The sequence below is a fragment of the Allobosea sp. CS1GBMeth4 genome, from assembly GCF_900185715.1.
GTDB lineage: Bacteria > Pseudomonadota > Alphaproteobacteria > Rhizobiales > Beijerinckiaceae > Allobosea.
Window position 1 is genome coordinate 121,382 of record NZ_FYAS01000031.1, and the last position, 17,729, is coordinate 139,110.

The following is a 17,729-nucleotide window of genomic DNA, read 5'->3' on the forward strand; positions in this document are numbered from 1 at the left end:
GGAACACGGCCCGATCCAGACGCGATAGCACGAGATCGAGCCGTCTCGCGCGATCAGCGGACGAACTTGATCCCGCTGGGCACGGCGAACAGCGAAGCCGGCTGCGGCCCGACGACGACATTGCTGTCGCGGATCACCAGCGTGCCTTTCGAATTGCCCTGCTCGTCCGGGATCGTGTGGCGCGCCTCGATCAGGACGCCGTCCTTGCGGCAGGTCAGCTGCGAGATCTGCTGCTGCTCGCCGTTGACGTCGGCCGTGATCGTGACGGTGACCGTGCCGTCACCGCGATCCTGGGAGTTGACCTTGATGTCGCGCCGGCGCTGGTTGGGCGGGGCAGGGAGGCGGATACCCGCCTTGCTCTCGGGATTGAAGACGATGGTGCCGCTGGTGGGGCCCGCGGTGATCTTCACCTCCGGTCCGGCCTGACCCGGCCCCTCTTCGCGCTTCTTCGCCCCGGAAACATAGATCTTGACGCGCTGAGACCCTTCCGGCCCGGAAACGGTGCGGTCTGCGCTATAGGAGCCGGGCGCGACCTTGACGCACTCGTTCGCGCTCGCGGCCGGCGCGAGGGCGGATGCGGCGCAGAGCAGGAAGGCGGCGGGGAGAGCGGGACTATGTCGCGCGGTCATGGCGGTCCTCATCGCAGGGACGGTGGCAGACGTTCGAAGCCGTTCAGCATGACGTCTCCGACGATACGGGAGACCGAGGTGCCGTCCTTCACCGCCGACAGCGCGGATCCCTTGGGGAGGTCGGCCTTCCGCTTCGCGATCGCCAATGCCTTGCCTGTATATTGCGGCCGCAGGTCGGCCCGCGTCATCACCGTCTGGCCGACGATCGAATCGGCCATGTAATAGACGTCCGAGGCCGCCCGACGCAGCACGCTGAAGTGCTGGAACTTGCCCTTGTCGAGGTGCAGGATCACCGGAGCGGCCAGCTTGGGCAGGTCTTCCAGGCTGATCTCTGCGCCGGCAGCCTCATAACCCAGCTTCTTCGCCGCGAAAATGAGGTCGTCGAAGGAAACGCCGTTGCCTTCGCGGTTCTTCCACTGTTCGGCGGTGTAGCGCGACCGGATGAGCTCGAGCACCTCGATCTCGCCGGTCGGCCGGTTCCAGTAGAACGTCAGGATGGTCGCGACGGAGGCGGCGCCGCAGGTGAAGTCGGCGGTCTGGCCGATGACCCCGTCGAACTTGCGGTCGATGAAGGATTTCGGCCGGCGCACCGAACCTTCCTGGGCCGGGGCATCCTCGGCTCGCGCCAGGCCCCCCCCGGCGAGCGACAGGCACAGGGCTGCGCCGGAGCCGATGACATGACGTCGTGTCGGAACGGCTCGCGGCATGGCTGCCGGTCCTCAGAAGCGCTTGCGCAGGGAAAGCGAGAAGGCGGCGTCCGGAGCGTCGTCGGTCAGGCCGAGCGTAACCGAGGGCTCGAACCAGAAATCCTGCCCGACCCGCTGGATCAGCGTGAAGCGGGCGGTCAGGAGCTCGTTGACCGAATTGGCGACGGGCACGCCGCCGACCTTGAACCGCTCCGAAAGGGCGCCGTTGAACGAGACGCCGAGCGTGGAGCGCTCCGAGAGGGCGAAACCGAAACCCATATTGTAGGTGATGCGGTATCCCGGCTCGACCTTGATCCCGGCGAAGCTCTTCGGAATGGCGTAATCGGCGCCGACACCGAAGAACAGGATCAGCGGATCCACCGTCTTGAAGAACTGGATCGCGCCACGCGGCACCCAATGGCCGCTGGACTGGTTCAGGGCCAGCGGGTCGGTCGGGATCACCCCCGCGCGCAGGTTCATCAGATCGTAAGGGGTGTCTCCGGTCGGGATCGACACACCGAGAGTCAGCGCTGCGCCGGGGTACCACTCGTCCTCCCGCCAGAGATTGGTGGAGGCCTGGAAGGAGATGTCGGCCAGACCGGATCGATTGCGGACGATGGTCTGGTTGAAGGCGTTGGTCCGGCGTTGCGACGCGAAATAGGGCACCGACAGCGCCAGCTCGATATCGTTGCTGACGCCGTATCGGAACGTGGTGGTGGCGCGGAAACTGCGATCGTTCTGGACGAAACTGGTCCCGCGGCCATAGTCGAAGCTCTGCGACATCTCGAACTTGTTGCTCTGCAACGTCGGGATGTTGTCGCGGGCCAGGAAGGCTTCCTGTGCGACCGCGCTCTTCTGCTGGCCGGGAGGTTGCTGGGGCGCATCCCGCGGCCCCTGCGCCGTCTGGCTGTTGGCACCTGCCGCCTGCGGCCGCTCGGCTCCGCGGCGTGCGGGAGCCGGCTGGGCCTTGTCGCGCTTGGTGATCTCGCTCTCGAGCGATTTCAGGCGCGCTTCGAGTTGCTGAATGCGCCGCTCGAGCAGCTCTTCTTTCGATTGACCAGAAGCCGAAGCGCTGGCGGCCAGCAAAGCCGCCAGCGACACCCCGGTCACACGCGCCGCATGGCGCGCCATCACAACGGACGTCCTACGCAACAATCCCAATCCCTATCCACCGGGCAGGCCGGAACCGATCGCAACAAGCCGGATCAGACGAGGCGGCGATCCAGCCTGTCGGTGGGGTTATCAGGCGTTGTAGTACTGATAGTAGTAGGCGTTGTAAAGGTACTGGGTGGCGTAATAGGAATAGTAATACGCCGCATAATAGTAGTTGGCATTCGAATATGCATAACCGTAATAAGCGTAATAATACGCATAGTACGAATAGACATAGCCGTAGTAGCCGTAGTAATCGGCATAGTAACCCTTGCCGACAACTTTCTTGTTGGCGTCCGGCGTCAGCACCTTGGCGCTGGCGTCGCCGAAGATCTTCGCCGTGTCGGCGGCGGCCGGAATGGCGCTGAGCGCAAGCGCTGCAGCCGAGGCGAGCAACAGCTTCTTCATGAGAAATCCCCTTGATGTCGCGGCAGGCGAGAATAAGCCCAACTTGCGTTTATGGAATACGCCCGTGACGTTGCGGCGTCAAGCAATAAATCCTGACTAAAAAGCATTAGAGGAAGATCTGTCGGGCGGCTCTAGCTAAATCGTTCTAAATTTTTAATTCAAGCAAGATGTCAGGATAAAATGTTTAAAGCTGAATAATCGTCGCCGCTTGCAGGGGGCGGAACGGATTCCATCGAGTGGGCCTCTACGCCGGGATAAAGTATGGATACCTTGATCAATTATCTCATTCAGTTTCTCGACTTTCGCTTTCTTTTACCGATCTGACCATGGCCGCGTCGATGGCGGACGGTTGACGCGCTGTGCTGTCGGAGCGTCTCCGCTGCCGCGTAAAGTCGCACGTGCCGGCGCGCCTTTGCGCACCGAGGCCGGATTGCGGCGGTCGCGGCTGCGCCCTATCCCTGGGGCCCGGGAGAGAAGCGAGGCGGAGTGGCCATGGCCGACGAGATCAGCATCGGCACCTTCGATTATGTCGTCATCGGCGCCGGCTCGGCCGGCTGTGTGCTCGCCAACCGGCTCTCGGCCGATTCGCGCCGCAAGGTCCTGATCGTCGAGGCCGGCGGCAAGGACGACTGGATCTGGTTCCACATCCCGGTCGGCTATCTCTACGCCATCGGCAATCCACGTGCCGACTGGCTGTTCCAGACCGAGGTCGAGGCCGGGCTCGGCGGGCGCTCGCTCGCCTATCCGCGCGGCAAGGTGGTCGGCGGCTGCTCGGCGATCAACGCGATGATCTACATGCGCGGCCAGGCCGCCGACTATGACGGCTGGCGCCAGCGAGGTCTCGAGGGCTGGGGCTGGGACGACGTCCTGCCGTTCTTCCTCAAGCACGAGGACCACATCGCCCCGGACGGCCGCTTCCATCGCGCCGGCGGCGAATTGCGCGTCGAGCATCCGCGCGTCCGCTGGGACATCCTCGATGCGGTGCGCGACGCGGCCGAGACGGCGGGCATCCGCAAGATCGACGACTTCAACACCGGCGACAACGAAGGCTCCTCCTATTTCCAGGTCACCCAGAAGCGCGGCCGGCGTTTCAGCGCCGCGCGCGCCTTCCTCGAGCCGGCGCTGGACCGGGACAACCTGCGGGTCGAGCTCGGCTGCCTGGTCGAGCGCATCCTCGTCGAGGACGGGCGGGCCGTCGGGGTCGTCCTGTCGCGCGGCGGCGAGCGCTATGTCGCCCGCGCATCCGGCGAGGTCCTGCTCAGCGCCGGTGCCGTCGGCTCGCCTGCCATCCTCGAGCGTTCTGGCATCGGCGACGGCGAGCGCCTGCGCGGGCTCGGCATCGACGTTGTCCACCATGCGCCCGGCGTCGGCGAGAATCTGCAGGACCATCTGCAACTCAGGCCGATCTACAAGGTCGAGGGCGTGAAGACGCTCAACACGGACTATGCCAGGCTCTGGCGCCGGCCGCTGATGGCGCTGGAATATGCGGTGCGCCGCACCGGGCCCCTGACCATGGCGCCATCGCAGATGGGTGCCTTCGCCAAGTCGGCGCCGCATTACGCCACCGCCAATCTCGAATTCCACTTCCAGCCGCTCTCGCTCGACAAATGGGGCGACGGGCTCCACCCCTTCGGAGCCTTCACCGCCAGCGTCTGCAATCTGCGCCCGAGCAGCCGGGGCCGCGTCCACATCAAGTCGCCGGATCCGGCGGCCGCACCGGCGATCGCGCCGAACTACCTCTCCACGCAGGAGGACCGGCAGGTCGCGGTCGACGCCCTGAAGCTCGCCCGCCACATCGTGGCGCAGCCGCCGCTCGCCCGGTTCAGGCCGCAGGAATACCTGCCGGGGCCGGGCCATGACAGCGACGAGGCGCTGGCCGAGGCGGCGGGCCGCATCGGCACCACGATCTTCCATCCGGTCGGCACGGTGAAGATGGGGCGCGACGATGATCCGGCGGCCGTGCTCGATGCACGCCTGCGCCTGCGCGGCGTCGCCGGCCTGCGGGTCGTCGACGCCTCGGTGATGCCGGCGATCACCTCCGGCAACACGGCCGCGCCGAGCATGATGATCGGCGAGAAGGGCGCGCAGATGGTGCGTGAGGACGCGCGCTAGCGACGCCGACGGCAGTCATGGCGCCTCGAGCACCAGCTCCAGCGTCATCAGCACCGGGTTCTCGCCGCGCTTCAGCGCACCCTGCGCCATGCCGCCGGTGTAATCGACCAGCGCGATCGCCAGCGACGCTTCCGGCCTTCCATCGGCCCCGGGCGCGACATGGCCGGCGCTGATCGCGATCTCGGTGGCGAAGGGTTCGATCACGCGGCCGTCGGAAAAGCGCGCGCCGATGGTCGAGCCGACGCCGCCATGGATCACGGCCGAGGCGATTCCGCGCTCGGCGCAGAAATCCTCCAGCGCGGTGAAGACGTCGCGGTTCGGCCGCAATCGCAGCACGAAGAAGCGACCGCCGGCCTCCGCGCCAATGCCTGGCCGCTCGGCGGGCATGAACAGCTTGAAATTGGTTTCGGGATCATGGCCGGCGACGAAGCCGGCACCATCCAGCCCGGTCGCGTCGACGCTGATCGGTTCGGCGAGGACGCTCTGGTCCGGCAGGATATGGCCGCCATTGCGCCTGCCGTCGGCTTCACGCCAGAGGGCGTGGCCGTGGAAGAAGGGGGCGCCGTCACGCTCGCCGAAGGTCAGCGCTCCCGTCTCGATCCGGGTCACGCCGTCCGGCCGGAAGGTCTCGCTGTAGAAGGCGGCGTGCTCCGGCGTCTGCGACAGCGCCGGCATCACATAGGCGAAGGGCGCGAGCGACAGGCCGGCAGGCAGGCGCAGAACGCCGCTGGAGAAGCCCTCTGCCGCGAAGGCCTTGGCGATCGCGTCGAGCAGCAGCCCGGGCTTCAGGTGCAGAGTGAGCTTGCGGCCGCGCGCCTCGGCCCATTGGACCCGCTCGGGCTCGGCCGGTCCCGGCTGCTCGATCCGCCTCATGCCGCCGGTCCTGGGGCGCGGACGAAATCGAGCAGGCCGCGCTTCTCCAGCTCGTCGCGCACCAGGCGCTTCGGAACCTTGCCATAGCCGGATTTGGGCAATTCCTCGAAGAAGAAGAAGCGCTTCGGCATCTTGTAGCGCGGGATCTTCTCGGCGAGATAGCTCGCCAGCTCGCTCTCGGTGACAGGACCGCGCGCGACGCAGACCGCGACGCCGATCTCGCCCCAGACCGCGTCGGGCACGCCGAGCACGGCCGCCTCGGCGATGGCCGGGTGGGTCAGAATCTTCTCCTCGATCTCGCGCGGATAGATGTTCGAGCCGCCGGAAATGTACATGTCCGAGGCGCGGCCGGTGATATAGACGAAGCCCTCCTCGTCCATATGGCCGAGATCGCCGGTGCGGAACCAGCCATTGCGGAAGGATTTCGCGTTGGCCTCGGGGTTCTGGTAGTAGCCGGCGAAGACGGCCGGCCCGATGACGCAGATCTCGCCGGTCTCCAAGGGCTTTAGTTCCTCGCCCTCCTCGTTCTGGACCTGGACCTGGATGCCGGTGCGCTCGACGCCGCAGCTGCCGATGCGCGCCGCCGGCCCGTCCTCGATCTCGTGCAGATGGGGCGGCAGCACCGTGATGTTGCCGGTGACCTCGCCGAGGCCGAAATACTGCACCAGCACCTTGCCGAGCTTCTTCAGCGCCGTCTTCTGGTCCTCGCGATACATCGGCGCCCCGGCATAGATGACATGGCGCAGCGAGGAATGGTCGTGCTGGTCGACGGCCGGATGCTCGACCAGCATCTTCAGGATCGTCGGCACGGTGAAGATGTTGGTGACCCGGTGCTTCTCGATCAGCCGGAAGGCCTCGTCGATGTCGAAGCGCTCGGTCGGCAGGAGGATCGTCGGTGCGCCGCGCGCCGACAGCACGAGCTGGTGCACGCCGGCGCCATGCGAGAGCGGCGCGACGACGAGCGAGGCGTCCTGTTCGGTCGAGCCCGGCACCAGGTCGGCGAGATGGTTGGTGACGACGAAGCCCATCTGGCCATGGGTCAGCACGGCGGCCTTGGAGCGGCCGGTCGTGCCGGAGGTGAAGAAGAACCAGCAGGGATCGTCACGGTCGACGGCCGCATCCGGCACGCGCGCGCCCTGATGCCTGGCGATCGCCTCCGCCAGCGACGTCTCGCCGAAGGCGCCCGCGCCGATGCGCCAGGTGAACTCCAGCGCCTTGCTCTCCGCCGCGACGGCTGCCGCGTGGTCGGGGAAATCGCCATGGCAGAGGAAGGCCCTGGCGCCCGAGGATGTTGCGAGCCAGGCGACCTCGTCCGGCATCAGGCGGAAATTGGTCGGCACCCAGACGGCCCCGAGCCGGAAGGCGGCGAACATCGAGATGAACATCTCGTCGCAGTTCTTGGAATGCACCAGGATGCGGTCGCCCTTGCCGATGCCGCGTGCCGCCAGCGCGGCGCAGAGCGCGTGTGTCGCCGCGTCGAGCTCGCCCCAGCTCCATTGCCGCTCGCCCCAGATCAGCCCCGGCCGGCCGCCGAAGCGGCGGGCATTGCGCGTCAGGAAATGCGCGAGGTTCATGACCCGCGTCGTGACGGGCTTCTGGCCGCCCACCGGGTCCGCGCCCGCTGCGCTCGTCGTCATGGCGTCGTCTCCGCTGTCCTGGTCTCGTCCTGTGCCGGCTTCGCCTGCCGCCGGTCGAGCATGGCGGCGATCCTGGCCTCGACCCGGCGCGCCTCCCGGCGCAGCAATGCGCCGAGTTCCTCCTGCCGCTGCGGCTGCATGCGCGAATCGATCGCGGCAATGCTGAGCGCCCCGGCGACGCGCCCATCCGGATAGCGCACGCCGACGCCGACGCCCCATGAGCTGGCGACGATCCGTCCCGGATTGAGGGCGAAGCCCTGCGCGCGGGCCAGCGCGATATCGGCGACGAGCTGGGCCGGCGCATAGGCCGGATAGCGCGCGGCGAGGACGGCGCGGTTGGCCTCGATCACCGCCGCGGCTTCGGCGTCCGGCATCAGCGCCAGCATGGCGAGCGAGCCGGCTCCGACCCCGAGCGGGTGCTGATCGCCCGCCTGCAGGGCGTGGGTGCGCACCGGCCAGGTGCCTTCCTCGCGGTGCAGGCAGATGGCGAAGCGGTCGCGCCGGATCGAGAAGAAGCTGGTGTCCTGCGTCGTGTCGGAGAGCGTGCGCAGGCTTTCCATGGCGAGGTCGAGCAGACCGTGGCGCTGGCCGGAGAGCAGGCCGAGCACGAAGGCTTCCTCGCCGAGATGATAGCGCCGCGTGCGCGCCTCCTGCTCGACGAGGCCGGCCCGCATCAGCGCCAGCAGCAGGCGCCGGACCGTCGGCTTGTTCAGCCCGCTCTCCTCGACGATCTCGCTGAGCGGCAGGCCGGTGGCCGTCTCGCGGCCGACGAGCGCCAGCAGCCGCAAAGCGCGGTCGACGCTCTGCGAGCCTGACAGATCGGGCGTCGATAGGGCCTCGGGCCGCATTTCCTCTGCCGAATTGGGTCCATGATGCGGACCTCTCGCCTGTTTGAAATCTGTAGATGGCCGCGGCAGTGATTGCAACCGCAGTTGATCTGTGTATGGTCCAGCCAGAAAGCGCGATGAATTTCGCCATAATATGGACCTGCTGGATCGGCGTCGCCGACATGGCGGGTGGATGGGAGGAGCGGCCCTGATGGCCGAAGCGAGCACGAGCGCGGCCGCCAGCGCGCATGCCAGCGCAAATTCCAGCGATGGCGTCGCCGCGGTTCTGGAGAGTCTCGACCACGCGCCGAAGCGGGTCGGTTCGGCTCTGGTGCGTCCGCTCGAGGTCGTCGCCGCGATCCTGCTCGTCGCCATCGTCACGTTGCTGCTCGCCGGCGTCACCTCGCGCTATGTGCTGTCGATCCCGGTGGTCTGGATCGACGAGGCCGCGTCGATCTGCTTCCTCTGGCTCGCCATGCTCGGTGCCGCCATCGCGATCGACCGCAACGAGCATCTGCGCCTGACCCTGTTCGTCGGCATGCTGCCGGAGCGCCTGCGCGGGCTCGCCCATGCCTTCGGCCTGCTCGCGATCGCGACCTTCCTCGCGGTGATGACCTGGCCGGCGATCGACTATGTCATCGAGGAATCCTATGTCACCTCGGCGGCGCTCAACATCCCGTCGAGCTACCGTGTCTCGGCCATCGCCTTCGGCATCATCGCCATGCTGGCCCTGGTGCTGACCTATGCGGTCAGGACCTGCACGCTGCGCGACCTGCTGGTCGCGGCCGCGGTGATCGGCTGCGTCGCCGCGGCCTTCTTCCTGCTGACGCCGGTGTTCAAGACCCTCGGCTACCTCAACATCGTCATCTTCCTGCTCGGCGTCGTCGGGCTCTGCCTCGTCGCCGGCGTGCCGATCGCCTTCTGCTTCGGGCTCGGCGCGCTCTGCTTCCTCTCCTTCAGCACCAGCGTGCCGATCTTCGTGATGATCGGGCGCATGGACGAGGGCATGTCGAGCCTGATCCTGCTCTCCGTCCCGATCTTCGTTCTGCTCGGCTGCGTGCTCGACTGCACCGGCATGGGCAAGGCGATCGTCGACTTCCTCGCCTCGCTGCTCGGCCATGTCCGCGCCGGCATGTCCTATGTGCTGCTCGGCTCGCTCTTCCTGGTCTCCGGTATCTCGGGATCGAAGGTCTCGGACATGGCGACGGTGGCGCCGGCGCTGTTCCCGGAGATGAAGCGGCGCGGCTACCAGCCGAAGGAGCTGATCGCGCTGCTCTCGACCGGCGCGGCCATGGCCGAGACCGTGCCGCCGTCCATCGTGCTGATCGTGCTCGGCTCGGTCGCCGGCGTCTCTATCGCCGGGCTCTTCACCAACGGCCTCGTCGTTGCGACCGTGCTGCTGCTCGTGCTCGCCGTTCTGGCGCGCTGGAAAGCGCGCGGCGAGATGCTCAAGGGCGTGCGCCGCGCGCCGTTCGCGACGATCTGGAAGACGGCGCTGATCGCCGCGCCTGCGCTTGTCCTGCCTTTCCTGATCCGCAGCGCCGTCGGCGGCGGCGTCGCCACCGCGACCGAGGTCTCGACCATCGCGGTTCTCTACGCGCTGATCGTCGGCATCGTCCTCTATGGCGGCATCAGCTTGCGCCAGTTCTACGGCATGCTGGTCGAGACCGCGGCGCTCTCCGGAGCGATCCTGATGATCCTAGGCACCGCCTCGGCCATGGCCTGGGCGCTGACCCAGACCGGCTTCGCCCGCGACCTCGCCACGGCGATGTCGCATCTGCCCGGCGGCTGGATCAGCTTCATGGCGGTGACCGTCGTGGTCTTCATGATTCTCGGCTGCGTGCTCGAAGGCCTGCCGGCGATCGTGCTGATGGCGCCGCTGATGTTCCCGATCGCCAAGAGCCTCGGCATCAACGACGTGCACTATGCGATGGTGGTCGTCACCGCGATGAACATCGGCCTGATGACCCCGCCGATCGGCATCGGCTTCTACATCGCCTGCAAGATCGGCAATGTCGAACCGGACGAGGCGATGGGCGCGATCTGGCCCTATCTGGTGGCGCTGCTCGCCGGCCTCGCCATCATCGCCTACGTTCCGTCCTTCTCGACCATGTTCCTGTGAACGCGATGGCGCCCATGTCTCGTCATGCCGTCATTGCGAGGAGGCTTTGCCGACGAAGCAATCCAGAAGGATTGCGTGCAATCTTCTGGATTGCTTCGCTTCGCTCGCAATGACGCCGAAACTTCATCGCTGACAACAACGAACGTCTGGAGGAAAGACCATGTCCATCTCACGCCGCACGATCCTGCAGGGCGCGACCGCCGCCGCCACGATCGGCACCTTCCAGGTCGCCCGCGCCCAGACGCCGGAATTCAGCTACAAATACGCCAACAACCTGCCCGTCTCGCACCCGATGAACCTCCGCGCCAGCGAGGCGATGGAGAAGATCAAGGCCGAGACCAATGGCCGCGTCGTCATCCAGATCTTCCCGAACAACCAGCTCGGCTCCGACACCGACATGCTGAACCAGGTCCGCTCCGGCGGCGTCGAGTTCTTCACGCTGTCGCCGCTGATCCTGTCGACCTTGGTGCCGAACGCCTCGGTCAGCGGCATCGGCTTCGCCTTCCCGAACTATGACGCGGTCTGGAAGGCGATGGACGGCGAACTCGGCGCCTATGTGCGCGGCCAGATCGCCAAGGCGAACCTGCACGTCATGGACAAGATCTGGGACAACGGCTTCCGCCAGATGACCTCGTCCAAGGGCCCGATCGCCAGCCCCGCCGACCTCAAGGGGTTCAAGATCCGCGTGCCGGTGTCGCCGCTCTGGACCTCGATGTTCAAGGCCTTCGACTCGGCTCCGGCCAGCATCAACTTCGCCGAGGTCTACACCGCCCTGCAGACCAAGATCGTCGACGGCCAGGAGAACCCGCTCGCGATCATCGCGACGGCCAAGCTCTACGAGGTGCAGAAGTACCTCTCGCTGACCAACCATATGTGGGACGGCTTCTGGTTCCTGGCCAACCGCCGCGCCTTCGAGCGGCTGCCGCAGGATCTGCGGGCGATTGTCGCCAGGAACATCGACGCCGCCGCCATGCTGGAGCGCGCCGACGTCGCCAAGCTCAATGCCGGCCTGCAGGCGGAACTGACCGCGAAGGGCATGGTCATCAACGAGACCAAGGCCGACGATTTCCGCGCCACCCTGCAGAAGGCCGGCTTCTACGCCGAGTGGAAGGGCAAGTACGGCGACGAGGCCTGGTCGATCCTCGAGAAGGCGGTCGGCGGCAAGCTGGCCTGATCTCGCCGGTCATCCCTTCGCGGCCGGCATCGCCGGCTTCGCATCATGGGGGCGTGGCGCTCCGGCGCCGCGCCCTTGTCGCGTCCGGCGATCCCGACCTCGCTTGCGCCTGGTCTCCAAAGCTCCTACCGTTCGGTAGGTAGGTAACTTGGACAAGTCCCGGAGCGCGCGATGACCCTGGCCGAACCTCTCGCCCATGACGGCGCATCGCCGCTCCGCTCGCCCTATTTCGGCGAGGAGCACGAGGCACTGCGCGACCAGCTGCGCCGCTTCGTCGCCAGCGAGGTCAAGCCGCACGGCCTCGCCTGGGAGGAGGCGGGCATGGTGCCGCGGGAGGTGCTGCGCCGCATGGGCGAGCTCGGCTTCTTAGGCATCCGCTACCCGGCCGAATATGGCGGCTCCGAGCTCGACACGCTCGCGACCGTCGTCCTCGCCGAGGAGCTCGGCCGCTCGACCTTCTCCGGCTTCGCCATCACGGCGCTCGTCCACACCGACATGGCCTCGGTCCATGTCTTCAACGCCGGCAGCAAGGCGCAGCGCGACCGCTGGATGCCGGACATCGTCGCCGGGAGGGCGATCTGCGCCGTTGCCGTCACCGAGCCCGACGCCGGCTCGGACGTGAAGGGCATCCGCACCACAGCGCGCCGCGACGGCGATTCCTATGTGCTGAACGGCGCCAAGATGTTCATCACCAACGGCGTCCACGCCGACCTCTATTGCGTCGCGGCCAGGACCGATCCCTCGGCCAGGCCGTCGCAGGCGGTCTCGATGTTCCTGGTCGAGAAGGGCACGCCGGGCTTCCGCGTCGGCCGCGCCCTCGACAAGCATGGCTGGCGCTCCTCCGATACCGCGGAGCTGATCTTCGAGGACTGCCGGATCCCGGCGGAGAATCTGCTCGGCGGCGAGGGCCGCGGCTTCTACGCCATCATGCGCAATTTCCAGAACGAGCGCACCGTGATCGGCGCTATGGCGATGGGCGAGGCGCAGGTCGCGATCGAGTTGACGCTCGAGCATGTGCGCACCCGCAGGGCCTTCGGCGCACCGCTCTGGGAGAAGCAGGCGATCCGCCAGAAGCTCGCCATGCTCTCCGCCAGGGTCGAGGCCGGCCGACAGCTGGTCCATCACGCCGCCTGGCTCGACGCGAAAGGCCTCGACGCCACGCGCGAGGTCTCGATGGCCAAGGCCTATTGCGGCGAGCTGGTCAACGAGGTCATGTATTCCTGCGTCCAGTTCCATGGCGGCATGGGGTTCATGCGCGAGAGCGCGATCGAGCGCATGGCCCGCGATGCGCGCGTCCAGGCGATCGGCGGCGGCGCCACCGAGGTCATGCTCGAAGAGGTGGCGAAGCGGCTGTGACGGTAGTGTCGGGGCGCGCCGAGCGGGCGGAACTGGAGGGCGGCGCCCGCCGCCTGATCCTCGACCATGCGGCGCGTCTGCTGCGCAGCAGCGGCTACCACCAGACCACGCTGCGCGAGCTCGCCGAGGCGGTCGGCATCCGCAAGGCGAGCCTCTACCACCATTTCCGTTCCAAGGAGGAGATCGTCGAGGCGGTCGTCAACGACGGTGTCCGTTTTGTGCATGACGCGGTGCGCGCGGCGTTGGAGGCCGCAGGCGAGGCCGATCCGCGCCGCCGCCTCGAGGCGGCGATCGCCGCTCACCTGTCGGCGCTCCACGGCCATTCCGACTACACCTGCGCCAGCATCAAAGTCTTCAGCTTCGGCGACAATCCGACGCCCGAGAGCGTGCGCCGGACGCGCCGCGCCTATGACGATCTCTGGCGGGCGCTGATCGAGGACCTCGCCGGCGCAGGCGGCCTCGCGCCCGGCGCGGCGCCGGAGCGGCTGAGGCTCTTCCTGCTCGGCGCCATGAACGGCTCGGTCGACTGGTATCGCGAGGGGCGTTTCGACCTCGCGGCGCTCGCGGGCGAGCTCACCGCGCTGGTCGCGCCGGCCGATCCCGAACCGGACAGCTAGCCGTTTTGCCTTAACCTGACTTTGACCAGCGCCGGGTGACGGTACGGCATGGCGCGCGATGTGTTTCGATTTGGTGGCGAATTCCGCGATCCCGGCCGGGAGGCGACGTTCCGCGCCGCGCGCTTCGGCGAGACGCTGCGGCAGTGCCGGCTGATCTTCCTGATCTCGGCGATTCTCAACACGCTCTTCCTCGCCAGCGACTGGCGCTTCCACGGCACGCCGCATTTCTTCGTCGCGGTGCCGGCCCGGCTCGTGGTCGTCTTCGCCTCGCTGCTGTGCTTCGTCCTGGTGCGCAAGGCGATGCGCTTCTCGCAGGCCCAGGGCGTGCTGATCGGCTGGGAGGTTGCGACCGCGCTCATGGTTGCGCTGCTGGTCTCGTCGCGCAGCGATCTCGCCCTCTTCGTCGTGCTGATGCTGCCGTCGATCTACTATCTCGTCGCGCCGACTTCCTTTCGCTGGACGGTGACGCTGGGAGTGGGATGCAGCGCCCTGATGCTCGTCGGCTATCTCGGCCGTGGGGCGCTGCCGGCGACGCTGCCCGGCCTCATCCTCGTGCTGACCATGCTCAATTTCGCGCTCGGGCTCGTGGTCGTTCACGGCAATCGGCTGCGCCGGCTCGAATGGGCCGCGACGCAGGCCGAGCGCCAGGCCAAGGACGAGCTCGGGGCCAGCCAGGCGCTGATCGAGCGTGTCTTCATGGCGGTGCCGATTCCGCTGGTCGTCACCTCGCGCGGCGAGGGCCGCTTCCTGCGCGGCAACGACGCGGCCAAGCGCTATTTCGGCGACCAGGTCACGCAGGCGCATGTTCAGGACGTCCTGCTCGATGGCGACAATCGCCGCGTCATCGCGCGCCTGCTCCACGACAACGACCAGATCCAGAGCCATGAGGCCCAGGTGCGCGACGGCGCCGGCGCCGTCCGAGACGTCCTGATCACCGCGACGACGCTGCCGCTCGGCGAGACGCCGGCCGTCGTCGCCGGCATCGTCGACATCACCGATCGCAAGGCGGCCGAGGCGCGCACCCGCCACCAGGCCACCCACGACACGTTGACCGGGCTGCCGAACCGCCTGCTCTTCAACGAGCGCCTGCAACAGGCGCTGGCGGCGATGGCGAGCCGCGGCGGCACGGTCGGCCTCTTCCTCATCGACCTCGACGACTTCAAGTCGATCAACGACACGCTCGGTCACGATGCCGGCGACGTCCTGCTGATCCAGGCGGCGGCTCGGCTCGCGGCCGCGGTCGGAGCTCGCGATTTCGTCGCCCGCCTCGGCGGCGACGAGTTCGTCGTGCTCTCCGGCGAACGGTTGACGGCGGCGGAGGCGCTGGCGAAGGGCAGGGGATTGATCGAGGTGCTGCGCCAGCCCTGCGAGCATGCCGGACAGAGCATCGCCACCCGCGCCAGCCTCGGCATCGCGCTCGCGCCCGAGCACGACCGCGACGGCGTCGAGCTGATGAAGGATGCCGATCTGGCGCTCTACCGGGCCAAGGCCAACGGTCGCAACATCGCCGTGCTCTACGAGCCGGCGATGCGGGCGGCCATGATGCGCCGCGTCGCCGTGTGCCAGGGGCTGGCCGGCGCGCTGAAGCAGGAACGCATCCTGCCCTTCTACCAGCCGCAGGTCGCGCTCGACACCGGCCGGATCGTCGGCTTCGAGGCGCTGGCGCGCTGGCGCCATCCCGAGCGCGGCATCATCCCGGCGGCGGCCTTCCAGGAGGGTTTTCACGACGCCGAGATCGCCGCGGGCATCAGCGACGCGATCATCGCGGCCGTGATCGGCGATCTCCGGCGCTGGCTCGATGCCGGTCTCGACATCGGCCATGTCTGCGTCAATCTCGCCGCCAGCGTCTTTCGCGACCCGGCCTTGCCGGAGCGTCTGCTGGCCCAGCTGGCCGCGGCCGGCGTACCGGCGAGCCGTTTCGGCGTCGAGGTCACCGAGACGGTGCTGCTCACCCGCAATGCGGACGAGGCCGAGCGCACGCTGACGACGCTGCGTGCGGCCGGCCTGCGCGTCGCGCTCGACGATTTCGGCACCGGCTACGCTTCGCTCACCCACCTCAGGCGCTTTCCGGTCGACGCCCTCAAGATCGACCGCAGCTTCGTCAGCCATGTCGCCGAGGGGGGCGGCGACGCGGCGATCGTGCGGGCCCTGATCCGGCTCGCCGCCGATCTCGGCCTCGACGTCATCGCCGAGGGGGTCGAGACCGCGGAGCAGGAACGCTTCCTGCGCGAGCAGGGGGGCCGATTCGCCCAGGGCTATCGCTATGCGAGGCCCGCCCCCGCCAGCCGCGTGCCCGTGCTGCTGCAACTGCCGGACCTGCTGCCGAAAGGCGACGCCATGCACGGGGATAGTGCCGCCGCCTGAGCTGGCGCACTTCCCGGACAGGGATTTTCGTGGCGCTATGCCGGTCTTCCGATCACACAGACGAGCCTTGCATGCGTGCCTTCTATCACCCCGACCAGTCCAAGCACGATCCGCTGCAATATATGCGCTTCGGCCAGATCGTGGCGCCGAAGGACCTGCCGGAGCGGACCGAGCGGCTGCTCGGCGCACTGGCCAGGCACGGCGTCACGCCCGAGCGTCCGGCCGAGCATGGCATCGGCCCGATCCTCTCTGTCCATGACGAAGGCTTCGTGCGCTTCCTGGAGGGGCTGTGGCAGCGCTGGCTCGCTCTGCCCGAGCGCGGGCCGGAGGCCTGGCCCAACACCTTTCCCTATTGGAGCGGCCGCACCGACGAGGATGTCCGCCCGCCCTGCCGGCCGACCGGCATCGTCGGCCAGATGGGCTGGTATCTCGGCGACATGTCGGTCCCGGTCGGCGAGCATTGCTGGCTCTCGACCCTGCGCTCGGCCGAGACGGCGGTCTCGGGCGCGGACGCTGTCCTCGCCGGCGAGCCCGCGGTCTATTCGCTCTGCCGCCCGTCGGGTCACCATGCCCGCGCCGACCGCGCCTCGGGCTTCTGCTATCTCAACAACACGGCGATCGCGGCGCAGCGCCTGCGCAGCAGATTCGGCAAGGTCGCGATCCTGGATGTCGACGCTCATCACGGCGACGGCACCCAGCAGATCTTCTATCGCCGCAACGACGTGCTGACGATCTCGGTTCATGCCGACCCGGTGAACTACTATCCCTTCTTCACCGGCTATGACGACGAGCGCGGCAACGGGGCAGGGGAGGGCTTCAACCTCAACCTGCCGCTCGCCCATGGCGCCGGCGGTGCCGAGATGGAGGCGGCGGTCGACCGCGCCGGCCGCGCCATCCGCGAGTTCGGCGCGCAGGCGCTGGTCGTTGCGCTCGGCTACGACGCGCACAAGGACGACCCGATCGGTGTGCTCAAGCTCGAAGCCGCCGATTTCGGCACGATCGGCGCGAAGGTGAGGGCGCTCGGCCTCCCGACACTCGTGGTGCAGGAGGGCGGCTATGCCGTCGAGGCGATCGGCGGCTGCCTGGACGCGTTCCTGGGCGGGTTCAACGGGTAGTGTCTGGCGCCATGGTCGGCCTTGAGCCGACCATCTCGGGACCAGAGGGTTGTTCTGCCAGAGATGCTCGGGTCAAGCCCGAGCATGACGGCGTTTGATCGAAGAGCGGGCGCGAGCCCACTCTTTCTTAGCAGTGGCAACTACTCCGCCGCCTCGCGGCGCGGCAGCACCCAGTCCGGCCGGACCCAGTGACAGGTGTAGCCGGCCGGATAGCGCTCCAGATAATCCTGGTGCTCCGGCTCCGCTTCCCAGAAATCGCCCGCGGGCTTCACCTCCGTGACCACCTTGCCCGGCCAGCGGCCGGAGGCGTTCACCTCGGCGATCACCTCCTCGGCGGTCCTCTTCTGCGTCTCGTCGACATAGTAGATGCCCGAGCGATAGCTGGTGCCGAGGTCGTTGCCCTGACGGTTCAGCGTCGTCGGATCATGGATCTGGAAGAAGAACTCGACCAGCTGCCGGTAGCTGACCTTGGCGGGGTCGAAGATGATCTCGATGCCCTCGGCATGGCTGCCGTGATTGCGATAGGTCGCATTCTTCACGTCGCCGCCGGTGTAGCCGACCCGGGTCGTCTCGACGCCGGGGAGCTTGCGGATCAGGTCCTGCATGCCCCAGAAGCAACCGCCTGCGAGTACAGCACGTTCCGTCATGTCAAACCTC

Annotated in this window: 15 protein-coding genes; 7 read left to right on the plus strand and 8 right to left on the minus strand. The window is 67.6% G+C overall.

Annotated features, from left to right (window positions below):
* Nucleotides 1-53: 53 nt before the first annotated feature.
* The 4 genes from CS1GBM4_RS19230 to CS1GBM4_RS19245 all read right to left on the minus strand — a co-directional run bounded on the left by CS1GBM4_RS19230 (nucleotide 54) and on the right by CS1GBM4_RS19245 (nucleotide 2,875).
* On the minus strand, nucleotides 54-629 hold the full coding sequence (locus CS1GBM4_RS19230; RefSeq protein ID WP_186420357.1) for a hypothetical protein: 576 nt from the start codon (nucleotides 627-629) through the stop codon (nucleotides 54-56).
* 8 nt (nucleotides 630-637) lie between these two features.
* The gene (locus CS1GBM4_RS19235) at nucleotides 638-1,336 is read right to left on the minus strand and encodes a cysteine peptidase family C39 domain-containing protein (protein ID WP_186420358.1); all 699 of its coding nucleotides are present in this window, start codon (nucleotides 1,334-1,336) and stop codon (nucleotides 638-640) included.
* Between the two features lie 12 nt (nucleotides 1,337-1,348).
* Nucleotides 1,349-2,467, minus strand: a complete 1,119-nt coding sequence (locus CS1GBM4_RS19240; protein WP_186420359.1) for a transporter — start codon at nucleotides 2,465-2,467, stop codon at nucleotides 1,349-1,351.
* A 90-nt stretch (nucleotides 2,468-2,557) separates the two neighbouring features.
* On the minus strand, nucleotides 2,558-2,875 hold the full coding sequence (locus CS1GBM4_RS19245) for a hypothetical protein (protein ID WP_186420360.1): 318 nt from the start codon (nucleotides 2,873-2,875) through the stop codon (nucleotides 2,558-2,560).
* 492 nt (nucleotides 2,876-3,367) lie between these two features.
* Between CS1GBM4_RS19245 and CS1GBM4_RS19250 the strand changes: the two genes are divergently transcribed.
* Nucleotides 3,368-4,987, plus strand: a complete 1,620-nt coding sequence (locus tag CS1GBM4_RS19250; protein WP_186420361.1) for a GMC family oxidoreductase N-terminal domain-containing protein — start codon at nucleotides 3,368-3,370, stop codon at nucleotides 4,985-4,987.
* Nucleotides 4,988-5,002: 15 nt separating this feature from the next.
* Here the strand turns inward: CS1GBM4_RS19250 and CS1GBM4_RS19255 are convergent, their stop codons facing one another.
* The 3 genes from CS1GBM4_RS19255 to CS1GBM4_RS19265 are packed head-to-tail and all read right to left on the minus strand — an operon-like array spanning nucleotide 5,003 to nucleotide 8,345.
* Nucleotides 5,003-5,860: a DUF296 domain-containing protein gene (locus CS1GBM4_RS19255; protein ID WP_186420362.1), complete on the minus strand. Its 858-nt coding sequence runs from the start codon at nucleotides 5,858-5,860 to the stop codon at nucleotides 5,003-5,005.
* Complete coding sequence (locus CS1GBM4_RS19260) at nucleotides 5,857-7,497, minus strand: acyl-CoA synthetase (protein ID WP_186420363.1); 1,641 nt, start codon at nucleotides 7,495-7,497, stop codon at nucleotides 5,857-5,859. Before CS1GBM4_RS19260 ends, CS1GBM4_RS19255 begins: the two co-directional genes overlap by 4 nt.
* Nucleotides 7,494-8,345, minus strand: coding sequence for an IclR family transcriptional regulator (locus tag CS1GBM4_RS19265; RefSeq protein ID WP_186420364.1), 852 nt, complete (start codon nucleotides 8,343-8,345; stop codon nucleotides 7,494-7,496). The genes CS1GBM4_RS19260 and CS1GBM4_RS19265 overlap by 4 nt, the downstream gene beginning before the upstream one ends.
* A 190-nt stretch (nucleotides 8,346-8,535) precedes the next feature.
* Here CS1GBM4_RS19265 and CS1GBM4_RS19270 point away from each other — a divergent pair, with 190 nt between their 5' ends.
* The 6 genes from CS1GBM4_RS19270 to CS1GBM4_RS19295 all read left to right on the plus strand — a co-directional run bounded on the left by CS1GBM4_RS19270 (nucleotide 8,536) and on the right by CS1GBM4_RS19295 (nucleotide 17,072).
* Complete coding sequence (locus tag CS1GBM4_RS19270) at nucleotides 8,536-10,446, plus strand: TRAP transporter large permease subunit (RefSeq protein WP_186420365.1); 1,911 nt, start codon at nucleotides 8,536-8,538, stop codon at nucleotides 10,444-10,446.
* Nucleotides 10,447-10,606: 160 nt separating this feature from the next.
* Nucleotides 10,607-11,620, plus strand: coding sequence for a TRAP transporter substrate-binding protein (locus tag CS1GBM4_RS19275; protein WP_186420366.1), 1,014 nt, complete (start codon nucleotides 10,607-10,609; stop codon nucleotides 11,618-11,620).
* Nucleotides 11,621-11,791: 171 nt separating this feature from the next.
* Complete coding sequence (locus CS1GBM4_RS19280) at nucleotides 11,792-12,976, plus strand: acyl-CoA dehydrogenase family protein (RefSeq protein WP_186420367.1); 1,185 nt, start codon at nucleotides 11,792-11,794, stop codon at nucleotides 12,974-12,976.
* Nucleotides 12,973-13,593: a TetR/AcrR family transcriptional regulator gene (locus CS1GBM4_RS19285; RefSeq protein WP_186420368.1), complete on the plus strand. Its 621-nt coding sequence runs from the start codon at nucleotides 12,973-12,975 to the stop codon at nucleotides 13,591-13,593. Before CS1GBM4_RS19280 ends, CS1GBM4_RS19285 begins: the two co-directional genes overlap by 4 nt.
* 48 nt (nucleotides 13,594-13,641) lie before the next feature.
* Complete coding sequence (locus CS1GBM4_RS19290) at nucleotides 13,642-15,957, plus strand: EAL domain-containing protein (protein ID WP_186420369.1); 2,316 nt, start codon at nucleotides 13,642-13,644, stop codon at nucleotides 15,955-15,957.
* A gap of 71 nt (nucleotides 15,958-16,028) precedes the next feature.
* The gene (locus CS1GBM4_RS19295; protein WP_186420370.1) at nucleotides 16,029-17,072 is read left to right on the plus strand and encodes a histone deacetylase family protein; all 1,044 of its coding nucleotides are present in this window, start codon (nucleotides 16,029-16,031) and stop codon (nucleotides 17,070-17,072) included.
* A 140-nt stretch (nucleotides 17,073-17,212) separates the two neighbouring features.
* Here the strand turns inward: CS1GBM4_RS19295 and msrA are convergent, their stop codons facing one another.
* Nucleotides 17,213-17,719, minus strand: a complete 507-nt coding sequence (gene msrA / locus CS1GBM4_RS19300) for a peptide-methionine (S)-S-oxide reductase MsrA (RefSeq protein ID WP_186420371.1) — start codon at nucleotides 17,717-17,719, stop codon at nucleotides 17,213-17,215.
* Nucleotides 17,720-17,729: the final 10 nt, after the last annotated feature.